This window comes from Janibacter limosus (assembly GCF_004295485.1).
Classification (GTDB): domain Bacteria; phylum Actinomycetota; class Actinomycetes; order Actinomycetales; family Dermatophilaceae; genus Janibacter; species Janibacter limosus_A.
The window spans coordinates 942,762-966,093 of sequence record NZ_CP036164.1; the positions used below are offsets into that span (position 1 = coordinate 942,762).

Genomic DNA, 23,332 nt, shown 5'->3' on the forward strand with positions numbered 1-23,332 from the left:
GTCGGACGTGACGGACACCTGGGGGCGTCACTCTGGCCGCATGGCCGAGATCACCCGTCGTACCGTCCTGTCCACGACCGCCGTCGCCGCCGGGGCACTGTCGCTCCCGGCGGCAGCCTCCGCGGCTCCCGCCCAGGTCCACCGTGGTCGCCCCCTGATGCCCTCCGGCGTCGCCTCGGGTGACGTCACGACCGACGGTGGCGTCATCTGGGCCCGGGCGGACCGCCCTTCGCGCATGGTCGCCACCCTCCGGGGCCCCGGGCGCTCCCGCCGGACCATCCGCGGGCCGTGGGTGACCCCGGGCACGGACCACACGGGCAAGATCGACCTGCGCCACCTCGCGCCGGGTCGTCGCCACGAGATCGAGGTCGCCTTCGAGGACGAGCACGGGCGAAGGGGGGAGACCCGCGACCTGTCCTTCACCACCGCCGCCACGGGGCGGGCCGGGCAGTCCTTCGTCTGGACGGGCGACACCGCCGGGCAGGGCTGGGGGATCAACCCCGACCTCGGCGGCTACACCGCCTACGCGACGATGCACGCGACCCGCCCCGACTTCTTCGTCCACTGCGGCGACACGATCTACGCCGACGGACCCATCGAGGCGAGCGTCACCGAGCCCGACGGGCAGGTCTGGCGCAACCTGGTCATCCCGGAGGTCACCGAGGTCGCGCAGACCCTCGCCCAGTTCCGCGGGCGCCACCGCTACAACCACCTGGACGACAACCTCACCGGGATGTACGCCGAGGTCCCCGTCCTCGCCCAGTGGGACGACCACGAGACGACCAACAACTGGTACCCCGGCGAGGTCCTCGAGGACCCGCGCTACGACGTGGAGCGTCGGGTCGACGTCCTCGCGACGCGCTCCAAGCGCGCGTGGTGGGAGTGGCAGCCGATCAGCAACGGCCAGGACCGTCGGGAGGGTCAGCGCATCCACCGCAAGGTCGCCCGGGGCAAGCACCTGGACGTCTTCTGCCTCGACATGCGCACCTTCAAGGACCCCAACACGCCCGGCCTCGAGCGTGAGCGCACGAGCCTCATCGGTGACGAGCAGGTCCGCTGGCTCGTCACCGAGCTGAAGCGCTCCACGGCGACGTGGAAGGTCATCTCCGCCGACCTGCCGCTCGGCATCGTCGTGCCGGACGGTGACCTGCAGGAGTCGTTGTCCAACCGGGACCCGGGCGCCCCGCTGGGCAAGGAGATCGAGCTGGCCTGGCTGCTGCGCGAGATCAAGGACGTACCCGGCGTCGTGTGGATCACCGCTGACGTGCACTACTGCGCGGCGCACCACTACAGCCCCGAGCGGGCCGCCTTCACCGACTTCTCTCCCTTCTGGGAGTTCGTCGCCGGCCCGATCAACGCGGGGACCTTCGGGCCCAACGAGATGGATGCGACCTTCGGCCCGCGGGTCGACTTCATCAAGACGGCCGACTACGCCAACCAGTCGCCGCGCGGCGGCAACCAGTTCTTCGGGCACGCCGACATCGACGACGACGGGGCCCTGACCATCACCCTGAGGGACGCGAAGGGGAGCGTGCTCTACACGCGGGAGCTGTCGCCCGAGCGCTGATCGACGGTGTGGGGAGGGAGCACGATCGGCTCCCTCCCAACGCCTCGCACGAAGCCGAAGTACGCGGCGGTGAGCAGCACCAGCGCGCCGGCCCCCACGTAGAAGGCGTTGCGACCCGAGTCGGTGGTCGCCAGCAGCACGATGACCCCGACCATGAAGGCGATCGCGACGACGTTGAGCACGGGGAAGAGCGGCATCGCGTAGCTCGTCGCCGCCGCGCCCTCGCGGGCCATCCGCGCCCGCATCCGCCAGTGGGCGAGCAGGATCATCAGCCAGGTGAAGACCGTGGCGAAGGTGGCGATGGCCGCGACGTAGAAGAAGAGCCGGTCCTCGATGGTCAGGTAGAGCGCGATGCCCACGGCGCCGGTGACGAACATGCACAGCACGGGCACGACGGGGATGTGGCCGTGGCGTGAGAGCCGTAGGAAGGAGCGAGGGGCGTGCCCCTGCTCGGCGAGGCCGTACATGGTGCGGGAGCAGGCGTAGAAGATCGCGTTCATCGCCGACAGGGCGGCGGTGAGGACGACGAAGTTCATGATGTGCTCGGCCGCCGGGATGTCGAGGGCGGCGAAGACCTCGACGAAGGGTGAGGTCTCGCCGGTCACCTCGCTCCACGGGATGATCGACATGATGACCGCGAGCGCGGCGACGTAGAAGAGCAGGATCCTGAAGGGCACCGTGTTGACCGCCCGGGCGATCGAGCGGTCCGGGTCGTCGGCCTCGCCGGCGGTCATGCCGAGCGTCTCGATCCCGCCGAAGGAGAAGACGACGACGCTCAGGCTCATGATGATCCCCCACAGGCCGAAGGGGGCGAACCCGCCGTTGCTCCACAGGTTGGCGAAGTCGGGGGTGGTCCCGCCGACCTCCTTGCCCCAGACGATGAGCGCGAGCCCGCCGATGACGAGGGCGATGATCGCCAGCACCTTGATGAGGGAGAACCAGAACTCCATCTCGCCGAAGACCTGCACGGCCATCAGGTTGAGGCAGCCGATGAAGGCGATGGCGGCGACCATCCACACCCAGCCGGGCACGTCGGGGAACCACAGCCCCATGTAGGTGGCGACGGCCGTCATGTCGGCAACGGCCACGACCGCCAGCTCGAGCCAGAAGACCCACCCGGTGATGAATCCGGCGAAGGGCCCGAGGAAGGACCCGGAGTACTGGGCGAAGGACCCTGCGACGGGGTGGCGCACGGCCATCTCACCGAGTGCCCGCATGACGATGAAGACCATCGCGCCGGCCACGAGGTAGGCGATGAGCACCGCCGGTCCGGCGGCCTGGATCGTCTCGGACGAGCCGAAGAAGAGGCCGGTCCCGATGGCGGTACCGAGGGCGATGAACTGGACGTGGCGAGGGTTCAGGCCCCGCTCGAGGTGGTCGGACACGAGGTCCGAGACTACGCGCGGAGCGCGATGGGGGACTAATGGGTGGATCGATGGGGTTGGAAGGTGAGATCCTGAGGAGAACATGACAGAACCACTTGACGACCACGACGTGACGAGCGACCAAGGCGCCATCGACGCCACGATCGACCGAGTCCTCTCCCGCCGCGCCCAGGCGCTGGCCGACGACGACGGCTTCGTCGACGGCGGGACCTACGACGGCGACCAGCTCGACCGCGAGGAACGCTCCGCCCTTCGCCGTGTGCAGGGCCTGTCGACCGAGCTCGAGGACATCACCGAGGTCGAGTACCGCCAGCTGCGCCTCGAGCGCGTGGTCCTCGCGGCCGTGTGGACGCAGGGCAGCGTCGAGGACGCCGAGAACTCGATGCGCGAGCTCGCCGCCCTCGCCGAGACGGCCGGCTCGGAGGTCCTCGAGGGCGTCCTGCAGCGCCGGCAGAACCCCGACCCCGGCACCTATCTCGGCTCCGGCAAGGCGCTGGAGCTGCGGGAGATCGTCGAGGCGCAGGGCGCCGACACCGTCGTCTGCGACACCGAGCTGAGCCCGAGCCAGCGGCGCGCGCTCGAGGACGTGGTCAAGGTCAAGGTCATCGACCGGACCGCGCTGATCCTGGACATCTTCGCCCAGCACGCCCAGTCGCGTGAGGGCCGGGCACAGGTCGAGCTGGCCCAGCTGCAGTACCTGCTGCCTCGTCTGCGTGGCTGGGGCGAGTCGATGTCCCGTCAGGCAGGTGGTCAGGCGGCCGGTGGCCAGGGCATGGGGTCGCGTGGTCCCGGTGAGACCAAGATCGAGCTCGACCGCCGTCGCATCAACACCCGCATCGCCAAGCTCAAGCGCGACATCGCGGGGATGAAGACCCACCGCGACACCAAGCGCTCCTCCCGCCGCAGCAACGGCACGCCGTCCGTCGCCATCGCCGGCTACACCAACGCCGGCAAGTCGACGTTGCTCAACCGCCTCACCCACGCGGGGGTGCTCGTCGACAACCAGCTCTTCGCGACCCTCGACACCACCGTGCGGCGCTCCGAGACGGTCGACGGGCGCGAGTTCACCCTCGCCGACACCGTCGGGTTCGTCCGCGAGCTGCCGCCGCAGCTCGTCGAGGCCTTCCGCTCCACGCTCGAGGAGGTCGGCGAGGCCGACCTGCTGCTCCACGTCGTGGACGGCTCGCACCCCGACCCCGAGGGGCAGATCTCGGCGGTGCGCAGCGTGCTGGCCGATGTCGAGGCGACCGACGTCAAGGAGGTCATCGTCATCAACAAGGCCGATGCCGCCGACCCCGAGGTCATCGACCGTATCCTCCTGCACGAGAAGCACTCCCTCGCCGTGTCCGCCCGCACGGGCCGGGGCATCCCCGAGCTCCTGGAGCTGATCGCCGAGGAGCTGCCCAAGCCGGACATCGATGTCGAGGTCCTCGTGCCCTATGCGCGCGGTGACCTGGTCAGCCGGCTGCACGACGAGGCCGAGATCCTCTCGGAGGACCACGTCGCCGACGGCACCCGTCTGCGCGCCCGGGTCAACCCCGACCTCGCATCGGAGCTGACCCCCTTCGCCGCTGCTGGCTGAGGCTCCTCACCTCGTCACGAGAAGGACCGCCAGGCCGACCATCGTCACGCCGATCACCCCGTCGAGGACCCGCCAGGTCCCCGGTCGGCCGAGCGGGCCGGCCAACGCGCGGGCGCCCAGACCCAGGGCGGTGAACCAGATCGCACTGCCCGCGGCCGCGCCTCCCGCGAAGGCCCAGCGCTGCTCCCCGTGACCGTTGGCGATCGACCCGAGCATGAGCACGGTGTCGAGGTAGACGTGCGGGTTGAGGAAGGTGATGGCCAGCGTCGTCGCCACGACCGACCCGCGGGAGGCCGCCACCGAGGCGGACAACGCCTCCGGGCGGGCTGCCCGACGCAGCGCGACCAGGCCGTAGCCGACGAGGTAGGCCGCGCCCAGCCAGGTGACGACCCGCACGAGCCCGGGGTGAGCGCTCACCAGTGCTCCGACGCCGGCGGTGCCCAGCCCGATGAGCAGGACATCGGCGACGATGCAGATGAGCACCACGGGGGCGAGGTGCTCGCGTCGGATGCCCTGGCGCAGGACGAAGGCGTTCTGCGCGCCGATGGCGACGATGAGGGTGAGGCCGGTGAGCAGGCCGGCGAGCGCGGAGAGGGTCACGCGATGACACTAGGTCGCTGGTCTCGTGAAGCCCAGCGAATGTTTTGATCCGATCATTAGAGTTGCTGCATGCACCTCGATCAGCTGCGCGCGCTCCTGGCGGTCCTCGACCATGGCACCTTCGAGGCGGCGGCGCGGGCATTGCACCTCACCCCCTCCGCCGTCAGCCAGCGGATCAAGGCGCTCGAGCGCGACACCGGTCGGGTCCTCGTCGAGCGCACGACCCCCTGCCGCGCGACGGACGCGGGGGAGACCATCGTGCGGGCAGCGCGCCAGATGGTCCTCCTCGAGGAGGACGTGCGGGTGGCGCTCGGCGACGCTGGCGAAGGGGGTGCTGCCGCCGTCCACCTGCCCGTCGCCGTCAACGCCGACTCCCTCGCGACCTGGTTCGTGCCGGTCCTCGCGGCAGCAGCCGGGTGGGACGACACCCTGCTCCACCTGGAGGTCGAGGACGAGGAGTACAGCGCCGACCACCTGCGTCGGGGAGCCGTGGTCGGCGCGGTGACGGCCGACCCGGTGCCGGTCGCGGGGTGCCGCACCGAGCCGTTGGGAGCGATGCGCTACCTGCCGGTGGCGTCACCCGAGCTGGCCGAGCGCTTCGCCCGAGGTCGCGGGTACGCGTGGGACGCGATGCCGGTGCTGCGCTTCAACGCCAAGGACGACCTGCAGCAGGGGGTGCTGCGGGATCTCGGCGTCACGGTGGCCCCGCCGGCCTCCCAGGTGCCGTCGTCGGAGGGTTTTGTCGCGGCGGTGAAGGCCGGCCTGGGGTGGGCGATGGTGCCCGAGGCGCAGCTGGGTGACGATCTCGAGAGCGGCGCGCTGGTGCTCCTGCGCCAGCGGGCGCACCGGGACGTGCCCCTCCACTGGCAGGTCTGGACGCTGCAGACGCCCAGGATCACCCGCCTCACCGAGGCCGTCCACGCCGCCGCTCGTGGGCTGAGACCCGTTCGTCGATCGAGTCTTCCGGCTGTCGGTGCGCAGGTCTAGCGTTGGCGCATGGCTTCCACACTCAACCCGTACCTCAACTTCGACGCCAACGCCCGCGAGGCGATGGAGTTCTACCAGTCGGTCCTCGGGGGTGACCTGGTCATCAACACCTTCGGCGAGTACATGCCCGACGCCGGCGACATCGCCGACCAGGTCATGCACGCCAGCCTGCAGACCGAGGCCGGCTACACGATCTTCGCCAGCGACACCCCGCCCGGCATGCAGTCCACGCCGGGCACCAGCATCACCGTGAGCATCAGCGGCGACGAGACCGAGCGCCTCCGTGGCTACTGGGCGGGTCTGACCGAGGGCGGCACCATCGAGATGCCCCTCGAGATGCAGATGTGGGGCGACGAGTACGGCTCCTTCACCGACCGCTTCGGCATCCCGTGGATGGTCAACATCGCTGGCCCGGGTCAGCCGGGCTGAGTCCTAGCGCGCCGCCAGGACCTCGGCGCTGCTCACGACCTCGATCTGCGGGGCGTAGAGCCCCATGACCTGCAGGGCCGCGGCGTGGTTGTCCTCGCTCGACCCGGCGCAGGCGTCGGCGGCCACCACGACGGTGGCGCCGGCGTCGGCGGCGGGCAGGGCCGTGGAGATGACGCAGCAGTCCGTGGCCGCCCCGGCCAGGACGAGGGTGGGCGCTTCGCCGGTGAGCCGGGTCAGGCCCGGACCCCACTTGCCGAAGGTCGAGACATCGACCGTGCCGCGGCTGCTCCAGCCGTTGGCGGGGGAGACGAGGTCGAAGAGTGGGTCGGTGTCGGGCTTGTCGGCGAAGGACCACCGCTCGAAGTAGGGCCCCCAGGAGCCATCCCTGTCGGTGCCCGGCAGCCAGCGCGTGACGATGGTGCGGTCCGCGCCGAAGCCCGAGCGCAGGCTCTTGATCGGGCCTAGTGCCGCGTCGAACATCGGCGAGCCCCACTCGCTGCCGCTGTCGGCGAAGATCCTCTGCGGGTCGATGACGACGAGCCAGGCGTCGCTCAGGTCGGGGAGGTCACTCACACCTGCTCCTGACGGCGCACGACGCCGCGGCGGGCGATGTAGGTGATGACGAAGGCCAGCACGAGCGCGACGAGGACGCCGAGGTTGGCATAGGACCAGTCGCCGTTCCAATAGTTGCCGGTGGGGTCCTCGACGAGCTCGGTGCCCATGAAGGCCTTGAGCAGGTAGCCCTGCCAGTTGTTCCATGTGGAGTCGGGCATGGCATTGGTGACCAGGCCCCAGCCGATGATCGAGGTGAGCACCATCGTGCCGACCGAGATCCAGTCGACGGCGCCGTAGCGGCCGCGGGAGTCGAAGAGCGCCTCCTCGTCGTAGTCCCGGCGGCGCAGCGCCAAGTCGGACAGGAAGATCCCTGCCCACGCGGCGAGCGGGACCCCGAGGGTGATGAGGAAGGACTGGAAGGGGCCGAGGAAGTTCTCCGCGAAGAAGACGACGTAGATCGTGCCGAGGGTGAGCAGCAGCCCGTCGACGCCGGCCGCGGCGGGACGCGGGATGCGCACCCCGAGGCTGAGCAGCGTCAGCCCCGACGAGTAGATGCCCAGGACGGCGCCGGAGACGAGCGCGAGCACGGCGGCCACGCCGAAGATCACGAGGTACCAGGTCGGCAGGATCGTCGCGAGGGTGCCGACCGGGTCGGCGGCGATGCCTTCGCTCAGCGTGGCGTCCGACCCGGCGAGCCCGATGCCGTAGGCGACGAGCAGGGCCGGGGCGAGGGCACCGCCCAGCGTGTTCCACGCGACGATGGCGCCGGAGGAGGCCTCCCGGCTCTGGTAGCGCGACCAGTCGGCGGCGATGTTGATCCACCCGAGGCCGAAGCCGGTCATCACCATGATGAGCGCGCCGAGCACCTGCTGCAGCGAGCCGCCCTCGAGCGCGGTGAGGGCCGAGAAGTCGATGTGCCCGACGGTCAGGGCGATGTAGACGATGGTCGCGATGCCGGTCAGCCAGGTGAGCAGGGACTGCATCCGCATGATCAGGTGGTAGCCCGCCACGGAGGCGGTGACGATGAGGGCGGCGACGACGAGCATCGCGATGATCTTGGTGGGTGTCCCACCGCCCCAGCCGAGCTCGCGCATGACGGTGGCGGTCGCCAGGGTCGCCATGATCGCCAGGAAGGTCTCCCAGCCGATCGAGACGATCCACGAGACGACACCGGGGAGCTTTTGCCCCTGCACGCCGAAGGCGGCCCGGGAGATGACCATCGTCGGGGCCGAGCCCCGCTTGCCCGCGACGGCGACGAGCCCGCAGAGCAGGAAGGAGATGACGATCCCCAGCACCGAGACGACCAGCGCCTGGACGAAGGAGATCCCGAAGCCGAGGACGAAGCTGCCGTAGGAGATCCCGAAGACGGACACGTTGGCGGCGAACCACGGCCAGAAGAGGTCCGCGGGCTTGGCGGTGCGGTCGGCCTCGTCGATGATCTCGATGCCGGTGGTCTCGACCCCGGCACGACGGACCGAGTCGAGGGTGTCGCCCCTGCGGGTATCAGCGCTCATTCGGGCAGAATTGCACACGTGGACACCCTCAGGAGCCGATGGCACGCCGATGTCGTCGCACTGTGCCCGGCGGCGGACCGCTCGCTGCTCGCCGCGGAGGGGACCGACCTGCTCGATCGCTGGCTGGAGGACCACCGCTCGTACCACGACGCGGTGCACCTGGCCGAGGTCCTCGCGGCCCTCGACGAGCTGCACGAAGGGGGTGACCTCCCCGCTCGCGAGCGTCACCTGGCCGGTCTGGTGGCCTGGTACCACGACGCGGTCTACGACCCGGCTGCCGCGCCCGGTGCCAACGAGGAGGCCTCGGCGCGCCTGGCGGAGGAGCGCCTGCCGGCCATCGGGCTGCCGGCGGAGCTGACGGACACCGTGGCGATGCTGGTGCGGGAGAGCGCCACCCACGAGATGACCGCCGACGACCCGGCGACCCGCGCCTTCCACGACGCCGACCTGTGGATCCTCTCGGCACCGGCCGAGCGCTTCGACGCCTACTGCCACCAGGTCCGCATCGAGTACGGGATGTTCGCCCCCGCGGACTACGCACGCGGACGGATCGCGGTGCTGACCCCCTTCGTCGAGCGGGAGCGCCTCTACCTCACCGACCACGCGCACGAGCACTGGACCCAGCGCGCCCGGCTCAACCTGCGTCGGGAGATCGCCCGTCTCGCTGGGCCTGCGTGATCCGCAGCCCGCTGCGGATCAGCCGACGGATCAGCTCGGACCCGCTGACCTCGCTCGCCCCCGCGGCGACGACCTCGTCGTAGCGCTCGATCGGCACGTCGTAGTGGTCCTCGTCGAAGAGCTTGCGCGGGATGCCCACCCCCTCGGCGAAGGCGTGCAGCTCCTCCAGCGAGGAGTCGGACACCAGGTGGCTCCAGACGCGTCCCCAGCCGGGCCAGGTGGGCGGGTCGACAAGGATCACGCGTGGCTCACAGCGGGTCGAGGATGCGCTTGAGGAAGGCCTGGGTGCGAGGCTCCTGCGGCTCGAGGATGACCTGCTCCGGGGCGCCTCGCTCGACGACGACACCGCCGTCGATGAAGAGCACGTCGTCGGCCACCTCGCGGGCGAAGCGGATCTCGTGCGTGACGACGACCATGGTCCAGCGCTGCTCGGCCAGGTCACGCATGACGGTGAGCACCTCGCCGACGGTCTCCGGGTCGAGCGCGGAGGTCGGCTCGTCGAAGAGCACGACCGAGGGCCGCAGGGCGAGGGCCCGGGCGATGCCGACCCGCTGCTGCTGACCGCCCGAGAGCTGGAAGGGGTACTTGTCGGCGTGCTCGGACAGGCCCACCTGCTCCAGCAGTGCCTTCGCCCGCTCGCGAGCGGACTGCGGGTCCTCGCCCTGGACGACGATCGGTCCCTCGGTGATGTTGTCGAGGGTGGTCTTGTGGGCGAAGAGGTTGTGCCCCTGGAAGACGAAGCCGCTCTGCGCGGCCAGGGCGTCCTCCTGCTCACGCTGGGCGCGGGGCAGGCGGCCGTGCCGGTTGGGTGTCAGCTGCGCGAAGTCCACGCTCGCGTCACCGATGGTGATGGTGCCGGCGTCAGGGCGCTCGAGACCTCCGAGGGCCCGCAGCAGGGTCGTCTTGCCCGACCCGGAGGGACCGAGGACGACGGTCACGCCACCCTCGGGGACGTCGAAGGAGATGTCCCGCAGGACCTCCTTGTCCCCGAAGCTCTTGCGCACATTGCGCGCGGACACGACCGGCGTGCCGGACGCAGCGGGCACACGGGGCGTGGTGACGGGTGCGTCAGACGGCGACATAGCGGCTGAACCTCTCCTCGGCGCGGTCCTGCACGAGCGACAGGACGGTGCAGATGATCCAGTAGTAGAGAGCGGCGAGACCGAACATCGGCATGTACTGGAAGGTCGGGGCGGCCGCGAACCGCGCCGCCTGGGTCAGCTCGACGACGAGGATGATCGAGGTGAGTGAGGTGTCCTTGAGCAGGGAGATCAGCGTGTTGGACAAGGGTGGGATCGCGGTGCGGGTGGCCTGCGGCAGGACGATCCGTCGCATCGCGGTCGCCCGGCTCATGCCGATCGTCTGAGCCGCCTCCCACTGCCCCTTGGGGATCGACTCGACCGCCGAGCGGATCACCTCTGCCGCATAGCCACCGACGTTGAGCGACAGGGCGATGACCGCGGCGACGAAGGGCGGCAGGTCGATGCCGATCTCGGGCAACGCGTAGAAGATCAGGAACAGCTGCACGAGCAGGGGGGTGCCGCGGATGATCGAGATGTAGGCCCGGGCGATGCCGCGAGGCACGGCCGAGGTCGACATCCGGCCCAGGGCCGCAGCAAGCGCGAGAGCCAAGCCGACGACGAACGAGATCGCCGTCAGGGGGATGGTCACCTTGACTGCGGCGACGGCCATCGGCCAGGCATTGGCCTTGATGAGCTCCCATGCGCCCGGCGTGGCGTTGTCGGCGGTGAAGTACTTGTCGTAGATCGCCTGGGTGCTGCCGTCCGCTTCCATCTCGGCCAGGGCCTTGTTGATGGCGGGCATGTAGCCCGAGCCCTTCTTCGCGGCAAAAACGGACTGGGCCTTTTCGTCCGTCTCGGCCACGATCTTGACCCCCGGGTCGGGGCTGGTCGCGATGTAGTTGCGCACGGCGAGCTTGTCGTTGACGATCGCGTCGACGCGGTGCTCCTTGAGGCTGGCCATCGCCTCGTTCATGCCGTCGACGCCGATGATCTTGGCGTCGTAGTCCTTGGCGACGCCGGCCCAGCTGCTCGTGATGTTCTGCGCGGACCGCTTGCCCTTGAGATCGGTGAGCTTGGTGATGCCTTCGGGGTTGTTCTCGGCCACGACGAGGACACCCGAGGTGTCGACGTAGGGATCGGACAGGTCGTAGAGCTGCTTGCGTTCGGGGTTGACGTTGACCTGGTTGGCGACGATGTCGAAGCGCCCGGCGCCGAGGGCGGCAAACATCGAGTCCCACGGCGTCCCGACGAACTCGACCTCCACCCCGAGATGCTCGCCGACGGCCTTCATCACCTCGACGTCGAATCCGGTGAACTCGTCGCCCTTCTTGACGGAGAAGGGGGCGTACACCCCTTCGGTGCCGACCCGCAGGGGGTTGGGGATGGCGTCCGAGGCGGCGGCCGGCGCGACCGAGCCCGACCTCGGGGCCGCTGCTGCCCCGGGTGCGGACAGCAGCGCGGGGGTCAACGCGATCGCCAGGGCGAGGACGAGGTGCGCCAGGCGCCGGGGGAGCGTGATCATCAGGGGCTCAGGATATGCCCGGGGTCACAGCCGGCGCAGGGCGGTCGCGAGCACGACGGCCTCACCGATGCGGTCGGACGCATCGAGGTCGACCTCGGCCTCGATGACCCAGTCGTGGTCACCGGCAGGGTCGGCGAGGGTCTGGCGCACCCGCCACAGCCGCGCGTCGTCGACCTCGGCCGCGTCGTCGACGCCGGGCGGGCGACCCGTCGCCTCCTCGATGTGCAGGTGGTGGGGTCCGCGGGCGTCCTGGTCGGTGCCGATGCGGTCGTGCTCCTCCCAGTAGTCGCCCAGGGCGGTGTCCCAGTCGTCGTGGCGCATGACCGGTGAGCGGTCGTCGTCGGCGAGCTCGGCCGCGGCGGTCTCGATCGCGCTGAGCGCGGAGAGGTCGTCGCGCGCGGCCTTGTCCACCCGCTGCCACAGGGCGCCGCGCACCATCGCGCGGAAGGGGCCGGTGCGGGCACTCAGCGGGCGTGGCGGCGGGGCCGCGTCGCGCCCCTGGGCGAGGGCGGCGACCGAGTCCGGGTCGGCGAGCGCCTCCCACTCGTCGAGCAGCGAGCTGTCGGTCTGGCGCACGGTCTCGCCGAGCCAGTCGATGATCTCCTCCAGCTCGGGGGAGGAGTGCACATCGGGCACTGTGCGCATGAGGGTGCGGTAGGCGTCGGTGAGGTAGCGCAGGACGAGGCCCTCGCGCGGGCCGAGGGTGAAGCGCCGCACGAAGTCCGCGAAGGACATGCCCTCCTCCCACATCAGTCGCACGATCGACTTCGGGATGAGCGACTCCTCCGGCAGCCACGGGTGGGTCTGCCGGTAGGTCTCGAAGGCCGCTGCCAGCTCGTCGGCGAGCGGTCGTGGCCAGGTGATCTCCTCGAGGAGCTTCATCCGCTCCTCGTACTCGATGCCGTCGGTCTTCATCTCGGCGATCGCCTCGCCACGGGCGGCGTGCTGCTGGGCCATGAGCACGGCGAAGGGAGCCTCCAGCACCGCCTCGATGGTGGAGACCACGTCGAGGGCGTGGGTGGGGGAGTCCTCGTCGAGCAGGTCCAGAGCCGCCAGCGCGAAGGGGGCGAGCGGCTGGTTGAGCGCGAAGTCGCGCGGCAGGTCGAGGGTCAGGGCCACGGTGCGGCCGGTCTCGTCCGGCTCGGGGAGGCGCTCCAGCACACCGGAGTCGAGCAGGCTGCGGCCCAGGCGGATGGTCCGCTGCGCCAGACGGGTGCGTCCGCGAGCGTCCTCGTGGTTGTCCCGGGTGAGCCGCGAGAGCGCGGTGACCGGGTCGCCCGGGCGGGCGACGACGTTGAGGATCATCGAGTTGTCGACCTTCATCCGTGAGCGCAGCGTCTCCGGCGCATTGGTCGTCAGCTTGGTGAAGGTCTCCTCGGTCCACACGACGAAGCCCTCCGGCGGCTTCTTGCGCTGGACCTTCTTGAGCTTCTTCTCGTCGTCGCCCGCCTTGAGCAGCGCTCGGTGGTTGTCGATGACGTGCTCGGGGGCCTGCACGACGACGTAGCCCTCGGTGTCGTAGCCGGCGCGACCCGCGCGGCCGGCGATCTGGAGGAACTCGCGCACCCGCAGCACCCGGTGGCGCGACCCGTCGAACTTGGTGAGGGAGGTGAAGAGGACCGTGCGGATCGGCACGTTGATGCCGACGCCGAGCGTGTCCGTGCCGCAGATGACCTTGAGCATCCCCGCCTGGGCGAGCTGCTCGACGAGCCGTCGGTACCGCGGGAGCATGCCGGCGTGGTGCACGCCGACGCCGCGGCGCAGCATGCCGCTCAACGTCCGGCCGAAGCCCGCGGAGAAGCGGAAGCCGGCGAGCCGGTCGGCGATCGCCTGCTTCTCGTCCTTGTCGAGCAGCTTGAGCGTCTGCAGCAGCCTGGCGTGCTCGGCGGCATTGGCCTGGGTCTGGTGGACCACGTAGACCGGAGCCCGGCGCCACTCGAGGATCTCCTCGATCGTCTCCTGGATCGGGGTGAGCGCCCACGAGAAGGTCAATGGCACGGGTCGCTCGGCGTCCTTGACGACGACGACATCGCGGTCGGTGCGCTCGAGCAGGTCCTCCTCGATCGCCCGGGTGTCCCCGAGCGTCGCGGACATCAGCAGCATCTGCGCCTGCGGCAGCTCCAGCAGCGGGACCTGCCAGGCCCAGCCACGCTCGGGCTCGGCGTAGTAGTGGAACTCGTCCATGACCACGAGACCGACGTCGGCCTCGCTCCCTTCGCGCAGGGCGAGGTTGGCGAGCACCTCTGCGGTGCAGACGATCACGGGCGCGTCGGCGTTGACCGACGCGTCCCCGGTGAGCATGCCGACGTTGTCCGCGCCGAAGGTCTCGCACAGGTCGAAGAACTTCTCGGAGACGAGCGCCTTGATGGGCGCGGTGTAGAAGGCGACCTCGTCCTTGGCCATCGCGTGGGCGATCGCGCCCGTCGCGACGAGGGACTTGCCGGAGCCGGTGGGCGTCGCGAGGACCACGTGGTCGTCGCCGAGGAGGGCGAGGAGCGCCTCCTCCTGGTGCGGGTAGAGCGTCAGCCCGCGACCGGCCGTCCAGGCCGAGAACCGCTCGAAGAGGTCGTCGGGTTCGGTACCGACGGGGACGGTGAGCGGGGCTGCCATCCGCCCATCGTCCCAGCGGCGTCACCCGGGTGTCACCATGGGGTCCGTGACCACACCGCGACTGATCACCGCTGACGACCTGTCCTTGCGCCCGCCGCTCGACGACGACACCCAGCTCGTCGCCGAGCTGATGGGCGTGCCGATCACCGCCGAGCGTCCCGCGCAGATCGTGCGCATGTGGCGCGAGCACTGGGACGAGCACGGCTACGGGACGTGGATCATCACCGACGCGGCCGGCCGCCGGCTCGGGTTCGTCGGCCTGCGGACACATCCCGACTTCATCCGCGTCACGATCCGCGTCACCGAGGGTGAAGGGGGTGACGACCTGGCCACGCGGGCGCTGCGGTTGGTCGTCGCGCACGCCCTCGAGTGGCTGCCCGACCTGCCCCTGCGCATCCGGATCGCTCCCGACGACGTCGCGACCCGTCTCGTCGCCCAGGCCGCCGGCATGGCGCACGCACCGGACCTGGACCACACGGTCGACGGCGACGAGTGGCAGGTGCTGGAGCTGCCCTATGTCCGCATCGCCGACCGGGTTCCGGCACGCGCCCGCGAGGCGATGCTCGCGATGTGGGTCGAGGTCAACGACTCCGGAGGCGCGGTGGGCTTCGCCCCCGGGGCCGGCCAGGACGACGTGGCCGAGGTCCTCGACGGCTACATCGCCAGGCTCGCGGAGGGCCGCACCGTCTGCGTCGCGCTGAACTCCCCGCTCGGAGAGCTGCTCGGCTTCGGCTTCGTGGCGCGCTCGACCGGGGCGACGGTGGCGCACACCGCCAACCTCGAGCGGATCATGACCGACCCGGCCCGTCGTGGCACCAACCACGGTGCGCTCCTCGTGGCGGGCCTGCACCGGGCCGCCCGGGAGATGGGCGTCGAGCTGGTGACCCTGGACTACCGGGGAGGCACGGGCCTCGGCGAGTTCTACACCCGGTACGGCTACACCGAGGTCGGCCGCATCCCCGGCGGGGTCCGCGTCGCCCCCGGTGACGACCGGGACGGTGTGATCATGGCGCGCTCGCTGTGACCCACCTCGAGCCCTTCGGGCAGGCGACGGCGTGGCTCGCGGTCCTCGACCGGTCCCAGGCCGAGGTCGCCGAGGCGCTCGGCCTGACCGGTGGTCGCACCGTCGAGGCAGCCGAGGCCGTCCGGGCCTCCTCCGCGACGGGGCTGCTGCCTCCGCTGCCCGGGGCGACCGGTCGCTGGACCCTCGCGGTGAGTGCCGGGCTGGCCGGCATCTCGTCCAGGCGGCTGAGCTCCCTCGCGGCGCTGCTGGGGACGCAGGTGCTCCTCTACGACACGGCCGGTGACCCCGGCACCGGCGAGGACGTGCTCGCCCGGGCCGCGGTCGAGAGCATCGACCCGAGGACCCTCACCGGCGAGGTGCCGGGCCACGCGTTGCTCTTCGACGACGTCGACGAGGGCCCGCCGACGGGTGCCTCCGTGGAGATCCCCTCGCGCACACCGTGGCTGTGGTCCAAGCTCGTCCGCCGCTGACCTAGCATTCGGCGCATGACCCAGACCGATCAGGACACCGAGACCCGACCCCCCTTCGGCCTGGGGTGGCGGTTGCACGGCGACGGCCGCGAGGTCCTGCCGGGCGAGGTCGTCACGCCGGGGGAGCGGCTGTCCTGGCCGCGGACCATCGGCCTGGGGGCGCAGCACGTCGTCGCGATGTTCGGCGCGACCTTCCTCGTCCCGCTCATCACCGGACTGCCGCCGGCGACGACGCTCTTCTTCAGCGGCGTCGGCACGATGCTCTTCCTGCTCATCACCGCGGGGCGGGTGCCGAGCTACCTCGGCAGCTCCTTCGCCTTCATCGCACCTCTCGCCGCGGCCTCCACGAGCCATGACATGCCGACCGCCCTCGGCGGCGTCGTCATGGCGGGCATCACGCTGGCCCTGCTCGGGGTCGTCGTCCAGCTCGCCGGAGACCGGTGGTTACGGGCGATCATGCCCGCCACCGTCACCGGCGCGATCGTCGCGCTCATCGGGCTCAACCTCGCGCCGAGCGCGAAGACCAACTTCATCGTCTCGCCCGTGACCGGCCTCGTGACGGTCGCCGTCATCCTGCTCGTCACCGTCGCGACACGGACCCTCTTCTCCCGCATCGCGATCCTGGTCGGTGTCGCGGCGGGCTACCTCACCGCTGTCGTTCGTGGGGAGGTCGACTTCGCCAAGGTCCAGACGGCCGACTGGCTCGGTGCCCCGACCTTCACCGCGCCCCACTTCGACATCGCCGTGGCCGGGCTCTTCATCCCCGTCGTCCTCGTCCTCGTGGCCGAAAACGTCGGGCACGTGCGGTCCGTCGCCTCGATGACGGGCGAGGACCTCGACCCGATCACCGGGCGTGCGCTCATCGCCGACGGGCTGGCGACGACCCTGGCGGGGGCTGGCGGTGGGTCCGGCACGACGACCTACGCCGAGAACATCGGGGTCATGGCGGCGACCCGGGTGTACTCGACGGCCGCCTACTGGGTCGCGGCGGTCGTCGCGCTCCTGCTGTCCTTCTCGCCCAAGTTCGGCGAGGCCATCGCGACCGTGCCCCAGGGCGTGCTCGGCGGCGCGGGCGTCGTCCTCTACGGGATGATCGGACTGCTGGGCGCCAAGATCTGGGTGGAGGCCAAGGTCGACTTCGGCAACCCGATCAACCTGATGACGGCCGCGGTCGCCCTGATCATCGGCATCGCCGACTTCACCTGGTCGGTCGGCGACCTGCAGTTCGCAGGGATCGCCCTCGGCACGGTCGCCGCGCTCGTCGGCTTCCACCTCATGCGCGGCATCAACCTCGTGACCCGAGCCGTGCCCGACCCGCTCACGCCCACCGCGTGAGCACCGGGTGAGCACCGAAGATGAAGATCTCCTCATCCAGCGCTCACCCACGGCTCATCCCGTCGGCCTAGCGTGAGGCCCATGAAGCCCAGCCCCCGCCGTCGCGTCGGCCGCGACGGAGTCCTCATCGCCGCCATGCTCTGCGTGCCCCTGCTCGTCCTGCTGGGGTTCCGGGTGGCGGCGTCACCGTCGGACCCGCCGCCCGTCGAAGAACGGTCGATCCAGCTGACCAGCGAGACCCCGTCACCGCGGCCGACCACCACCACCACGTCACCGACGAAGACCTCGACGAAGTCCTCGACGAAGACCTCATCATCCTCGACGAAGCGGCCCACGCCGACATCGTCCCCGAGCTCGACGAGGACCTCTGCGCCGAGGACCACACAACCGCCGCCCGCAGCCCCGCGCACCACGTGGACGCCCACTCGCACACCGACCTGGACGTCGCAGACCGACGTTCCGTCGTACGGTGACGATGATGACGACGACGGGGACGACGACGACGGGGACGACGGGGACGATGACGACTGAGCCGGCCCCCGGGCGGGCTCGTCGCCCCCGGCCACGTCTGGCCCGGGACACGATCGTCGGCTGGATGGTGCTCGTCCTCTTCGTCAGCCTGCTCAGCGTCGTCATCGTCGTGCGCGAGAGCCTCCACCTGTCGGTGACCGAGCGGGCCAACGCCGACGTGGCGCAGGAGATCGAGGAGTTCCGGACCTTCACGCAGGAGGGCGTCGACCCCGAGACCGCCAAGCCCTTCACCTCGGCGGAGCGGCTGCTGCAGGTCTACCTGTCACGGCAGAGCCCGAGCAACGGCGAGGTGATCGTCGGGTACGTCGGCAAGGAGGGCGTGGTGACCATCTCCCACGGTCCCGGTACGCCCTCGCTGCAGGAGTACGACCTGACCCGCGACACCGCCCTGGTCCGGGCCGCCGAGCGCTCCACGTCCGGCACGAGCGAGACGCCCGCCGGCGAGATGCGCTGGGCCCGCACCGTCGTCGACGTGCGAGGTGGCGACGACGCCATGCTCCTCGTGGCGGTCTTCACGCAGGGTGACCGCGCCGAGGCCGACCGCATCGTGCAGACCCTGGCCCTGGTCTCGCTCGTCGCGCTGCTCCTCGCCGGGGTGGTCTCCTGGCTGGTCGCCGGCCGACTGCTGCACCCGGTGCGTCTGGTGCAGACGGCTGCCGAGGAGATCACCGAGCACGACCTCACCCGACGCATCGACGTCGGTGACGACGACGTGTCCGGGCTGGCCTCGACCTTCAACCGGATGCTCGACCGGCTCGAGGAGGCCTTCCGCGCGGAGCAGCGCTTCGTCGACGACGCCGGCCACGAGCTGCGCACGCCGATCACGGTCATCCGGGGCCACCTGGAGCTGATGGACGACGACCCCGCGTCGCGGGAGGTCACCCTGCGCATCGTCACCCAGGAGCTGGACCGGATGGGGCGCATCGTCACCGACCTGCTCGCCCTGGCCACCTCCGACCGGCCCGACTTCATCCGCCCCACCGACGACGTCGACGTCGCGCTGCTCACCGTCTCGCTCGAGGCCAAGGTCTCGGCGCTGGCCTCCCGGCGCTGGCAGGTCAGCCAGATCGCCGAGGGCACCGCGCGCCTGGACACGCAGCGGATCACGCAGGCGGTGCTCCAGCTCGCGCAGAACGCCGTGCAGCACACCGCCGACGGCGACGCGATCACCCTGTCCTCGCAGCTCGTCGACGACCCCGAGCTCGGCCGGGCCCTGACCATCAGCATCGAGGACACCGGGCCCGGCGTCCCCGAGTCCGACCGTGAGCAGATCTTCCAGCGCTTCGCCCACGGCGAGCCACCCGACGGTCGGCGGCACAGCGGCGCCGGCCTCGGCCTGGCGATCGTGCGCGCCATCGCGCAGGGCCATGACGGGCGGGTCGACGTCGGGGGTCGCCCCGGCGTGGGGGCCGTCTTCACCCTCGTCATCCCCGTCGACGAGACCACCGGCCGCCTCGAGCGGGACGACCAGGAGGCACCATGAGCAGCATCCTCATCGCAGAGGACCACGAGGAGATCGCCAGCTTCATCGACAAGGGGCTGCGGGCCGCCGGCCACCGCACGACCATCACGGCCGACGGGCGGCAGGCGTGGGCGCTGGCGGGGACCGGCGCCTTCGACCTCCTGGTCCTGGACGTCGGGCTGCCGGGTCTCGACGGCTTCGAGGTGCTTCGTCGCCTGCGCGGCGACGGGGTCGACCTGCCGGTCATCATCCTCACGGCCCGCGACGGGGTCGACGACACCGTCGCGGGGCTGGAGGGCGGGGCCAACGACTACATGACCAAGCCCTTCCAGTTCGCCGAGCTGCTCGCCCGGGTGCGCCTGCGGCTGCGCGAAGGGGGTGCCGCACCCGCCGACGACAGCGCCCTCGTGGTGGGGGACCTCAGCCTCGACATCCGCCGGAGGTCCGCGCGGGTCGCCGACCGCGAGGTCGAGCTGACCGCCCGCGAGTTCGCGCTGCTCGAGGCCTTCGTCGAGCACGCCGACCAGGTCCTCTCGCGGGAGCAGCTGCTCGGCATGGTGTGGGACATGGACTTCGACCCCGGGTCCAATGTCGTCGACGTCTTCGTGCGCAGCCTGCGCACCAAGATCGGCGCCGAGCGCATCCTCACCGTGCGGGGAGTGGGCTACCGCCTGCGGCCGGTCACCGGCTGAGGCCGACCTCGACACCTCGCCCTGTGGGACCGTGGGCCCGTGAGTGACGCGCAGCCGACCGCAGAGCACCGACGACTCGCCGAGGCGCCCGGGACCGACGACCCGTGGCGCCTGTGGGGGCCCTATGTCGCCGGCCGCCAGTGGGGCACCGTCCGCGAGGACTACAGCCCCGACGGGGAGGCCTGGGACCACTTCCCCTTCGACCAGGCGCACACCCGTGCCTACCGCTGGGGCGAGGACGGCATCGCCGGGCTCACCGACCGCTACGGGTTCCTCACGCTCGCGACGGCGATGTGGAACGGCCACGACGACCGGCTCAAGGAGCGCCTCTTCGGCCTGAGCGGGCCACAGGGCAACCACGGCGAGGACGCCAAGGAGTACTGGTGGCACCTCGACGCCACCCCGACGCACTCCTTCGGCGAGTACCTCTACCGCTATCCCCAGGCGGCCTTCCCCTACGCGGACCTCGTCGCGCGCAACGCCGAGCGCGGGCACGGGGACGACGAGTACGAGCTGAGCGATACCGGTGTGCTCGAGCAGGACCGCTTCTTCGACGTCGTCACCCGGCACGCCAAGGTGGGCGAGCGCGACGTCGTCATCGAGATCGAGGCCACCAACCACGGTCCCGACCCCGCGCCCCTCGACCTGCTCCCGCAGGTGTGGTTCCGCAACACGTGGTCCTGGGGCCGCGATGACCGGCGCCCCTCGATCACCGTCACGAGCGACCCGACGTCGCCGGAGGGCACGGGGACCCGTCTGCTCGTCGAGCACGGCTGGCTCGGCCGGTACGTGCTGCACGCCGACGGCGCCCCCGAGGTGCTGCTCTGCGACAACGAGACCAACGAGGCGGCGACCTTCGGCTCCGCCGGCGAGGACCCGTCACCGCACCCCAAGAATGCCGTCGACGCGGCGATCGTCCACGACGACCGGTCGCTCCTCGCGCCGCCGGACCACCGCGCGACCAAGGCCGCCTTGCACTACCACTACGACGCCATCGCGCCGGGGGAGAGGGTGCGGGTGCGCCTGCGACTCGTTCAGGTGAGCGAGGACGAGGGCGCGGGCGAGGGCGAAGGGGGCGACGCTCCCTTCGCCGCTGTCGACGAGGTCATCGCGAGCCGCCGCAGCGAGGCCGACGAGTTCTACGCCGCGGTCATCCCCGAGCACGCGAGCGAGGAGGACCGCTTCATCGCGCGGCGGGCCTTCGCGGGGCTCAACTGGTGCAAGCAGGTCTACCGGTACGACGTGCGCGAGTGGCTCGAGGGCGACCCGGCGCAACCTCCGGCCCCGCTGAGCCGTCGGGCACCGCAACCGGTGGGGCGCAACACCGACTGGACCCACCTCGCGCTCGCCGACGTCATCTCGATGCCGGACGAGTGGGAGTACCCGTGGTTCGCGACCTGGGACTCCGCCTTCCACGCGGTGGGGATGGCGCACATGGACCCGGCCTTCGCCAAGGAGCAGCTGGTCCTGCTGTGCCGTGAGTGGGCGATGCACCCCAACGGGCAGATGGCTGCCTACGAGTGGAACTTCTCCGACGTCAACCCGCCCGTCCACGCGTGGGCCGCCTGGCAGGTCTACGCCCTCGAGGGTGCGCACGACCCGGGCTTCCTCGTGCGGATCTTCACCAAGCTCATGCTCAACTTCGGCTGGTGGGTCAACCGCAAGGACTCCGACGGCTCCTACCTCTTCGAGGGCGGCTTCCTCGGGATGGACAACATCGGCCCCTTCGACCGGTCGGAGCCGCTGCCGGACGGGCAGCGCCTCGAGCAGTCCGACGCGACGAGCTGGATGGCCTTCTTCTGCCTCAACATGCTGCGGATCGCGTGGGAGCTGGCCCGGTCCGACCACGCCTGGGACGAGGTGGCGACCAAGTTCCTCGAGCATTTCCTGCACATCGCCGACGCCGTGGAGCATTTTGGGACCGATGACGTGCACCTGTGGGACGAGCAGGACGGATTCTTCTACGACGTGGTGGTCGACGCGGACGGCGGTGCCACGCCGATCCGGGTGCGCTCGATGGTCGGGCTGCTGCCGCTCATGGCCGTGGCCAACGAGCCGGACTGGGTGCCGCAGGAGCTGACCGACTTCAGCTCACGCCTGGCGTGGCTGCGCAGGCACCGGCCGGACCTGACCGATGCGCTCCTGCAGGTGAGCCGGGGCGACGAGCAGGACACCACCTTGGCCCTCGTCGACCGGGCCCGGCTGGAGCGGCTGCTCTCCCGGCTCCTGGACGAGGGCGAGTTCCTCTCGCCGCACGGCGTGCGCAGCCTGTCGGCGGGACACCGCGACGGGGTGCACGTGGCGCTCGACGGGCGCGACCTGTCGTTGCGATACGTGCCGGGAGAGTCCGACACCGGGATGTTTGGTGGCAACTCCAACTGGCGTGGGCCGGTGTGGTTCCCGGTCAACGTCCTGCTCACCGATGCGCTGCGCACCCACGCGGTCGACGCGCACGAGGACCTCACCGTGGAGATGCCCACGGGGTCGGGCCGCAGGATCCCGCTGCGTGAGGTCGCCCTCGAGCTCGAGGACCGGCTCATCGCCCTCTTCAGGACGGGTGAGGACGGGCGCCGCCCGGCCGACCCGATCCATGTCCCGACCGGCGACCTGTGGGGGCGAGCGCACCCGACCTTCTCGGAGTACTTCCACGGGGACACCGGGCGGGGCCTCGGAGCCTCGCACCAGCTCGGGTGGACCGGGATGGTGGCCCACCTGGTCTGCACGAGCCGACGCGACGTGCACCGGGAGCGCAACCGCGGCTCGGTGGGCTGAGCGTCAGCCGAGCAGCCCGTCCTCGCGGGCACGGGCGACGGCCGCCGTGCGCGAGTCGACGTCGAGCTTGGTGAAGACGTGCACGAGGTGGGTCTTGACCGTGGCCTCGGAGATGAAGAGCGTGCGGGCGATCTCGCGGTTGCCCAGTCCCTGCGCGACGGCGGTGAGGATCTCGACCTCGCGGGCCGACAGGTCGGCCTGCTGCCGACCCATCCGGGCGACGACCCGCTGGGCCAGCGCGGGTGACAGGACGGACTCCCCGCTGGCCGCCGCGACGACGGCCCCGACGATGTCGGCCGGGTCGGCATCCTTGAGCAGGTAGCCCGCGGCGCCGGCCTCGACGGCCCGGACGATGTCGCGGTCGGTGTCGTAGGTGGTCAGGACGAGCACGGCCGGGGCGCCGCGGCGGGCACGCACTGCGCTCGTCACGCCGACACCGTCCATCCCGGCACCCAGGCGCAGGTCGGTGACGACGACATCGGGACGCTGCGCCTCGAGGGTCGCCAGCGCCTCCTCGCCGGTGCCGGCCTGACCGACGACGGACAGGCGCTCGTCCTGCCCGAGGAGGGCGACGATGCCCATCCGGGTGACGGGG

Annotated in this window: 21 protein-coding genes; 11 read left to right on the plus strand and 10 right to left on the minus strand. The window is 70.9% G+C overall.

Features of this window, described 5'->3' with window-relative positions:
* Positions 1-40: 40 nt before the first annotated feature.
* Positions 41-1,567 (plus strand): alkaline phosphatase D family protein, encoded by a 1,527-nt coding sequence (locus tag EXU32_RS04580; RefSeq protein ID WP_130628839.1) that lies wholly within the window; start codon positions 41-43, stop codon positions 1,565-1,567.
* Here the strand turns inward: EXU32_RS04580 and EXU32_RS04585 are convergent.
* Positions 1,537-2,952, minus strand: coding sequence for an amino acid permease (locus tag EXU32_RS04585; RefSeq protein WP_242612883.1), 1,416 nt, complete (start codon positions 2,950-2,952; stop codon positions 1,537-1,539). The two genes, EXU32_RS04580 and EXU32_RS04585, sit on opposite strands and share 31 nt — an antisense overlap.
* An 82-nt stretch (positions 2,953-3,034) precedes the next feature.
* On the opposite strand from EXU32_RS04585, the gene hflX reads away from it, so the two are divergent.
* Complete coding sequence (gene hflX, locus EXU32_RS04590) at positions 3,035-4,534, plus strand: GTPase HflX (protein ID WP_207233875.1); 1,500 nt, start codon at positions 3,035-3,037, stop codon at positions 4,532-4,534.
* A gap of 6 nt (positions 4,535-4,540) precedes the next feature.
* Here hflX and EXU32_RS04595 read toward each other — a convergent pair whose 3' ends face one another.
* Positions 4,541-5,134 carry a LysE/ArgO family amino acid transporter gene (locus EXU32_RS04595; RefSeq protein ID WP_130628841.1) on the minus strand — a complete coding sequence of 198 codons (594 nt, stop codon included), beginning with the start codon at positions 5,132-5,134 and terminating at the stop codon, positions 4,541-4,543.
* A 69-nt stretch (positions 5,135-5,203) separates the two neighbouring features.
* Between EXU32_RS04595 and EXU32_RS04600 the strand changes: the two genes are divergently transcribed.
* Positions 5,204-6,121, plus strand: coding sequence for a LysR family transcriptional regulator ArgP (locus EXU32_RS04600; RefSeq protein WP_130628842.1), 918 nt, complete (start codon positions 5,204-5,206; stop codon positions 6,119-6,121).
* Between the two features lie 9 nt (positions 6,122-6,130).
* A complete protein-coding gene (locus tag EXU32_RS04605) occupies positions 6,131-6,550 on the plus strand; it encodes a VOC family protein (RefSeq protein ID WP_130628843.1) in 420 nt (139 codons plus the stop codon).
* A 3-nt stretch (positions 6,551-6,553) separates the two neighbouring features.
* On the opposite strand, the gene EXU32_RS04610 is transcribed toward EXU32_RS04605, so the two are convergent.
* Complete coding sequence (locus EXU32_RS04610; protein ID WP_278044456.1) at positions 6,554-7,123, minus strand: cysteine hydrolase family protein; 570 nt, start codon at positions 7,121-7,123, stop codon at positions 6,554-6,556.
* The gene (locus EXU32_RS04615) at positions 7,120-8,619 is read right to left on the minus strand and encodes a purine-cytosine permease family protein (protein WP_130628844.1); all 1,500 of its coding nucleotides are present in this window, start codon (positions 8,617-8,619) and stop codon (positions 7,120-7,122) included. Before EXU32_RS04615 ends, EXU32_RS04610 begins: the two co-directional genes overlap by 4 nt.
* 18 nt (positions 8,620-8,637) lie before the next feature.
* On the opposite strand from EXU32_RS04615, the gene EXU32_RS04620 reads away from it, so the two are divergent.
* Entirely contained in the window at positions 8,638-9,297 is a 660-nt protein-coding gene (locus EXU32_RS04620; RefSeq protein WP_130628845.1) for an HD domain-containing protein, read from the plus strand.
* On the opposite strand, the gene EXU32_RS04625 is transcribed toward EXU32_RS04620, so the two are convergent.
* The 4 genes from EXU32_RS04625 to EXU32_RS04640 are packed head-to-tail and all read right to left on the minus strand — an operon-like array spanning position 9,254 to position 14,451.
* A complete protein-coding gene (locus tag EXU32_RS04625; protein WP_130628846.1) occupies positions 9,254-9,538 on the minus strand; it encodes a DUF4031 domain-containing protein in 285 nt (94 codons plus the stop codon). The two genes, EXU32_RS04620 and EXU32_RS04625, sit on opposite strands and share 44 nt — an antisense overlap.
* Before the next feature lie 7 nt (positions 9,539-9,545).
* On the minus strand, positions 9,546-10,379 hold the full coding sequence (locus EXU32_RS04630; RefSeq protein ID WP_130628847.1) for an amino acid ABC transporter ATP-binding protein: 834 nt from the start codon (positions 10,377-10,379) through the stop codon (positions 9,546-9,548).
* The gene (locus EXU32_RS17640) at positions 10,366-11,841 is read right to left on the minus strand and encodes an ABC transporter substrate-binding protein/permease (protein WP_130628848.1); all 1,476 of its coding nucleotides are present in this window, start codon (positions 11,839-11,841) and stop codon (positions 10,366-10,368) included. The genes EXU32_RS04630 and EXU32_RS17640 overlap by 14 nt, the downstream gene beginning before the upstream one ends.
* Positions 11,842-11,865: 24 nt before the next feature.
* Positions 11,866-14,451 carry a DEAD/DEAH box helicase gene (locus tag EXU32_RS04640; RefSeq protein WP_130628849.1) on the minus strand — a complete coding sequence of 862 codons (2,586 nt, stop codon included), beginning with the start codon at positions 14,449-14,451 and terminating at the stop codon, positions 11,866-11,868.
* Positions 14,452-14,497: 46 nt separating this feature from the next.
* On the opposite strand from EXU32_RS04640, the gene EXU32_RS04645 reads away from it, so the two are divergent.
* From EXU32_RS04645 to EXU32_RS04655, 3 genes are read left to right on the plus strand one after another with little or no spacing between them, the layout of a single operon-like run.
* Complete coding sequence (locus EXU32_RS04645; protein WP_165399574.1) at positions 14,498-15,475, plus strand: GNAT family N-acetyltransferase; 978 nt, start codon at positions 14,498-14,500, stop codon at positions 15,473-15,475.
* On the plus strand, positions 15,472-15,945 hold the full coding sequence (locus EXU32_RS04650) for a hypothetical protein (protein WP_130628851.1): 474 nt from the start codon (positions 15,472-15,474) through the stop codon (positions 15,943-15,945). Before EXU32_RS04645 ends, EXU32_RS04650 begins: the two co-directional genes overlap by 4 nt.
* Positions 15,946-15,960: 15 nt before the next feature.
* Positions 15,961-17,280, plus strand: a complete 1,320-nt coding sequence (locus tag EXU32_RS04655) for a uracil-xanthine permease family protein (RefSeq protein ID WP_130628852.1) — start codon at positions 15,961-15,963, stop codon at positions 17,278-17,280.
* Between the two features lie 32 nt (positions 17,281-17,312).
* On the opposite strand, the gene EXU32_RS04660 is transcribed toward EXU32_RS04655, so the two are convergent.
* Complete coding sequence (locus EXU32_RS04660) at positions 17,313-17,615, minus strand: hypothetical protein (RefSeq protein ID WP_130628853.1); 303 nt, start codon at positions 17,613-17,615, stop codon at positions 17,313-17,315.
* Between the two features lie 143 nt (positions 17,616-17,758).
* On the opposite strand from EXU32_RS04660, the gene EXU32_RS04665 reads away from it, so the two are divergent.
* Genes EXU32_RS04665 through EXU32_RS04675 form a run of 3 tightly spaced genes read left to right on the plus strand, consistent with a single transcriptional unit; the run spans position 17,759 to position 22,737 of the window.
* Positions 17,759-19,294, plus strand: a complete 1,536-nt coding sequence (locus tag EXU32_RS04665; protein ID WP_207233876.1) for a sensor histidine kinase — start codon at positions 17,759-17,761, stop codon at positions 19,292-19,294.
* Complete coding sequence (locus EXU32_RS04670; RefSeq protein ID WP_130628854.1) at positions 19,291-19,965, plus strand: response regulator transcription factor; 675 nt, start codon at positions 19,291-19,293, stop codon at positions 19,963-19,965. Before EXU32_RS04665 ends, EXU32_RS04670 begins: the two co-directional genes overlap by 4 nt.
* 39 nt (positions 19,966-20,004) lie before the next feature.
* The gene (locus EXU32_RS04675) at positions 20,005-22,737 is read left to right on the plus strand and encodes an MGH1-like glycoside hydrolase domain-containing protein (protein WP_130628855.1); all 2,733 of its coding nucleotides are present in this window, start codon (positions 20,005-20,007) and stop codon (positions 22,735-22,737) included.
* A 3-nt stretch (positions 22,738-22,740) separates the two neighbouring features.
* Here the strand turns inward: EXU32_RS04675 and EXU32_RS04680 are convergent, their stop codons facing one another.
* Positions 22,741-23,319 carry a LuxR C-terminal-related transcriptional regulator gene (locus EXU32_RS04680; RefSeq protein ID WP_130631052.1) on the minus strand — a complete coding sequence of 193 codons (579 nt, stop codon included), beginning with the start codon at positions 23,317-23,319 and terminating at the stop codon, positions 22,741-22,743.
* Positions 23,320-23,332 lie beyond the last annotated feature (13 nt).